Source organism: Weissella sp. DD23, from assembly GCF_001579105.1.
Classification (GTDB): domain Bacteria; phylum Bacillota; class Bacilli; order Lactobacillales; family Lactobacillaceae; genus Weissella; species Weissella cibaria.
Map to the genome: position 1 here is coordinate 183,140 of NZ_KQ970390.1, position 5,008 is coordinate 188,147.

Sequence of the window (5,008 nt, forward strand, 5' to 3'; positions counted from 1 at the left end):
ATCGTGAACGACAGGAATTGGTTGCAACAATTTCTGATGAGGCGTTAGCACAGGCACAAACGTTGGCGGCTGACCCGGTGTTGGTTATCGCTGGCCACGGTTGGCATGAAGGTGTTCTTGGCATTGTTGCCAGCAAGGTAGTCGAGGCTACAGGCAAGCCAGCAATCGTGCTCAATGACGAAGATGGTCAGATGAAAGGCTCGGGCCGTTCTGTGCCGGCATTTGACTTATTCGCCGGTCTGGATGGTCACCGAGATTTGTTAACCGCATTTGGTGGTCACGCCAGTGCTGCGGGAATGACAATTCCAACAGCCAATTTGCAAGCCGTTCGCGACGTTTTACGGACTGAAGCGGATGCACAGGGCCTTGCGGAAGCAGGATTGCCAGAAATTCGCATTGCAGCCGAAGTAACGGCCAAAGAGTTCAATGCGCAGAATTATGAACAGCTGCAAGTCTTAGCACCCTTTGGTGAAGGTAATCCAGAGCCGCTGTTTGCTGTGGCGTTGAACGGGGTGCAAAATGTTAAAACCATGAGTGAAGGCAAGCACCTCCGTTTCACGGCAAGCACACAAGTGGGCTCGTTGCCGGTGATTGCGTTTGGCCGTGGATCGCTTGCCGAAGATTTAGCAGGTCGTTTTGAATCAATCAAAATTGTGGGGACGATGAGCGAGAATCGTTTCCGTGGTGATGTGACCTATCAAATGATGCTAACGGATATTGAAGCTGCGGGGTCATCGCTGCTGGATTGGCGGACAACCCGCTTAACGCGACAAACATTAGCGGAGCCGGCTAGTTATATTTTCTTTAATAAAAAACACTACGAACAGTTAGGTCCGACGATTCAGGCCCCCGGCGAAGCTATTTACTGGGAGGATGCTTTTAATCGAACGAGCGTTGGGACAATGGCCTTTGTTGATATGCCGGAGGAGCTAAGTCAGTTAGCGGATTTGCTGAAATTCGTGCCGGCAGGTCGATTGGCCCCAATATTCTACACGAAGTCACCAAAGTATTTACAAAAGATGCCATCAAAGGCCGATTTCGCGAAAGTTTACAAATTTGCTCGATCATTTTCGGATGTTTCGTTGCGAACGCAGTATGATGCAATTGTTTCGCACTTACAAATCGATAGAAATATGTTAACCTTAATATTGCAGGTGTTTTCAGACGCAAAATTTGTTACAATTATTGATGGCGTCTTAAACGCCGTGCCTGCGCCACAACAAGTGGTCTTGGAAGAAATGCCGTCATATCAGCGTTTCGTGGCACAGCGAGAACTAGAACAACAGTTGATTTACAGTTCGACAAGTGAACTCGAAACATTGTTGACGAACTTAAGTAAGCAGGAGAGCTAAGCAGATGTTGGATTTGCATGATTACGTTGCCTCAATTCCGAACTTCCCAGAAGAAGGAATTACATTCCGTGACATCACGCCTTTGTTGGCGGATGGGGCGGCATACGCAGAAGCAACGCATCAAATTACTGAATTCGCACAAGCGCGCGGGGTAAACGTTATCGTTGGCCCTGAGTCACGTGGATTCTTAGTCGGTGCACCGGTTGCCCACGAAATGGGCATCGGTTTGGTACCAGCACGCAAGCCAGGTAAGTTACCTCGCGAAACCGTTAAGGAAAGTTACAAGCTTGAATACGGTGAGGCAGCTTTGGAATTGCACAAGGATGCCATTAAGCCAGGTGATAAGGTGCTTATCACTGATGATTTGTTGGCAACTGGTGGTACGATTGCCGCAACAATTAAGTTGGTTGAAGCTTTGGGCGGTGAAGTCGTTGGCTTGGCCTTCTTGATTGAACTTGATGCCCTTCATGGTCGTGATCGTCTTGAAGGATACGACATCTTGGCATTGATGAATTACTAACATAACTGGAGAAGCCTTTTGTGCTTCTCCTTTGTTGTAGTTGGAGGAGTTTTATGACCAAAGAACAAAAACTAACGCGATTGGTAACAGCATTTGCAATCATTATGATTGTGGTTGCACAGCTGATTGATCAAACAACCGCAAAGCCACTTTATCAGTGGCTCACAATCGTGAATGTACCCGTTTTATTTATGGTGGCTGGCTACTGGGCGACGGGGTTGCGGTGGCGAGAAGTGTTACTTAAGGGAATTAAACATTATGTTGTGCCGTTCGCTGTTACAGCAGCCATTACTATTTTAGGCAGTAAAGTCATTATTAAATTTAATTGGACTTATTGGATGCAATATCGGTTCGTTGCCATGCGTGACGGCGTGACAACGTTTTTATACGGTAATGGCTGGCCAACCGCGCATGTTGGCGACTGGCAAGTCCTGGGCACGGGGATGATTTGGATTGCTTTGGCCTTGTTTGTTGCCACAATCGTGTTTAAGGTGGTGCAATATCTACCGGGACACGTGGCCTATCAATGGGTGGTAACAATTTTGCTAGCCTGGTTAGGGTATTACCTGAGTTCACAGTTTCAGATGCCTTGGTCGATTGAAGGAGCATTAGTGATGCAACCATTGATGATGCTTGGTAAGCAACTTCGAGTTGCGGGCGACTGGCAGGTTGGGCACGCCACGGCAGCGGCGGGTTTCTTAGTTTGGACGGGTGTGTCAACCTCGGGGCCATTTGATGTTATTATGGCAGCCGCACCACACTGGGTGTTTACCTCACTTGGTGCCGTTCTGGGCAGTTTGACCATTGTGTATCTTGCGCAACGTCTAATCCAATGGACACCCGCATTTGCGACAGGGTTTGCGAAATTAGGGGATGCCGTCATCTTAAAAATTAGTATTTTGACGATTTTGATGAGCCTATTTAAAATGGGCGGGTACATTAGTTTGATTACTACTGACCATACGATAAATGTTTTATTGAATATTGTTGTGACATTAATTGTGATGGGATTACTAACGTGGGGCGCCCGTCGCATTGATTGGGCTCGGCAAATCTATTTTGAAGACTAATCTTAAAGCAGACTGGATGGTCTGCTTTTTGTTTTACCTGTTAACTATTTGTTAAAAATCCGTCTTTTTAATACGGTATACTTATTCATTAGTGATAGAGAGAAATAGTGATCGTGAGATAGTATATGACGAATAAAAGAAGTGGTTGGGCCCCTTTGAAACGGGTGATCCAACCAATATCGCTCAATAATTTTATGCGCCTAATTTTGATTGGCCTGGTACTGAGCATCTTGACGACATTTATGTTGCAGTTTGCGATGTACTTTCAGGAATGGGGCCGTTACAATCAAACAACCGACTTCGGTACGGCGCTTGGCTATACATGGAATTTTATGTGGAAACCACAAGCATGGTTTTCGGTATTTGAAACGTTCTTGCTTTATAGTTTCATCATGGCGTTGCTAAATCGTTTGTTTCTTAGCATTGCTTTGTATGGCATTATTGCCATTGTCGCGTTTGTGGCTGAGTTTATGAAAGTTAAGGCCCGTAACGAACCAATTATGTTCAGTGATATGTCTGAGGCAGGCGCGGCAGGCGGCTTGTCAGGCATGGTTGACCGTGGCTTGTTAATTGGTGCCATTATTGCCGTACTGATTTTACTAGTTGGCGCCATTTGGCTTGAGTTTTGGTTACGTCGACGGCGAGCCGGGCACTTTGCGCAAGGCGTCATGGCAACCCTGTTTCAACAAACATGGTCACGAATCGTTGTTGTGTTAGTAGCCGGTGGTGTGCTTGCCATTCCATTTGTCTCTACTGCAGATGAAAATCAAGAATGGTTACAGCGGTTTAATTATGAACGAGTTGTCTACAGTTCAGGGGATGACGCCTTATGGAACGGGCCACTAATGACTTTTGTTTCGAATGTTTCGACGGTTATCATGCGCGAACCAGCTGGTTATTCAAAGGCCAAGATGGCAGAAATTCAAAAAAAGTATGCCGCTTATGCCACCGAATTGAACAAAAACCGGCAAGCTAATTTGGCTGGTCAAACGGTCATTTATGTATTAAGTGAATCATTGGCAAATCCCAATGATGTACCGTCGTTGACGTATAGTGGCAAAAATGTGTCAAAGAATATGGACAAGGTGAAGGCAACAGCAACGTTCTCAGGTAAAATGTTGTCCTCGGGCTACGGTGGTGGTACAGCTAACATTGAGTATATGACGTTGACGGGAATGCCGTTGGCAACGTATGCGCCCGAGATGTCGGTGCCGTATGTGCAGGTTGTGCCATTCGCTAAGGCGGTGCCAAACGTTACTAACGTGTTCCAGCAAAAAGATGTTTTGCATCCCTTTGTTGGTAGTTTGTATAACCGTACGAATGCGTATAAAAAAATGGGTATCGATGGTTTCTACACGACGGACAACACGCAAACGCCATATCCTGAGAAGTATCAAGGTGCTGCAAAGGATGGTGATTATCCAACCGATGCGAATGCCTATCGTTTTTTGACCTCTAAAATTGATAGTGCGAAGTCAAACCAGTCACAGTTCTTGCAACTCATGACAATGCAAAATCACATGCCTTATACAGCGGGTGAGTATCCTAATAATCACTATAAGGTAAAAACCCCAGCGGTCTCAAAAAGCACGAAAAAGCAAATTGAGAGCTATTTAGAAGGGGTTCATCGCAGTGATGTGGCCTTAGGTAAATTGATTAAGCGGTTAGATGCGTCTGAACGACCAATTACGATGGTCCTGTATGGTGATCACTGGCCAGGTGTCTTTACATTTGTGGATGCGCAAGCGGCTGCCAAGGTAGCTCACGAGACGGATTACTTCGTTTATCAGAATCCAGCGGCTAAAAAATTGGCGGGGCAGACACCGGCGGCAACACGAGCAGTCGCGTCGCCAAGCGATTTTCCAGCGTTGACATTCGAGGCAACGAACACCAAGGTTTCACCATACTTTGCTTTGCAAACGGCGATAACTAAGCAGATGCCAGCTTTTGCCAATTACACACGGAATACGTTTGTAGATGAGCAAGGCAAGACGATTAAGGAAAAACAACTAACAAAGAAGCAACAAGCGTTGTTAACTGACTTGAAATATGTGCAATATGACCTC

Annotated in this window: 4 protein-coding genes; all 4 read left to right on the forward strand. The window is 46.0% G+C overall.

The window, feature by feature from the left end:
- On the forward strand, positions 1 to 1,352 hold a 1,352-nt coding region (locus tag WEIDD23_RS00860), incomplete at its 5' end, for a single-stranded-DNA-specific exonuclease C-terminal domain-containing protein (protein WP_197458758.1).
- Positions 1,353 to 1,356: 4 nt separating this feature from the next.
- On the forward strand, positions 1,357 to 1,872 hold the full coding sequence (locus tag WEIDD23_RS00865; RefSeq protein WP_029237453.1) for an adenine phosphoribosyltransferase: 516 nt from the start codon (positions 1,357 to 1,359) through the stop codon (positions 1,870 to 1,872).
- Between the two features lie 53 nt (positions 1,873 to 1,925).
- A complete protein-coding gene (locus WEIDD23_RS00870; protein WP_010371887.1) occupies positions 1,926 to 2,942 on the forward strand; it encodes a hypothetical protein in 1,017 nt (338 codons plus the stop codon).
- A gap of 125 nt (positions 2,943 to 3,067) precedes the next feature.
- Positions 3,068 to 5,008: LTA synthase family protein (locus tag WEIDD23_RS00875; RefSeq protein WP_062358673.1), on the forward strand; the 1,941-nt coding region annotated here is incomplete at its 3' end.

Coding starts and splice junctions, on each gene's coding strand:
- WEIDD23_RS00865 (WP_029237453.1), top strand. CDS start 1,357: ATGTTGGATTTGCATGATTACGTTGCCTCAATTCCGAACTTCCCAGAA.
- WEIDD23_RS00870 (WP_010371887.1), top strand. CDS start 1,926: ATGACCAAAGAACAAAAACTAACGCGATTGGTAACAGCATTTGCAATC.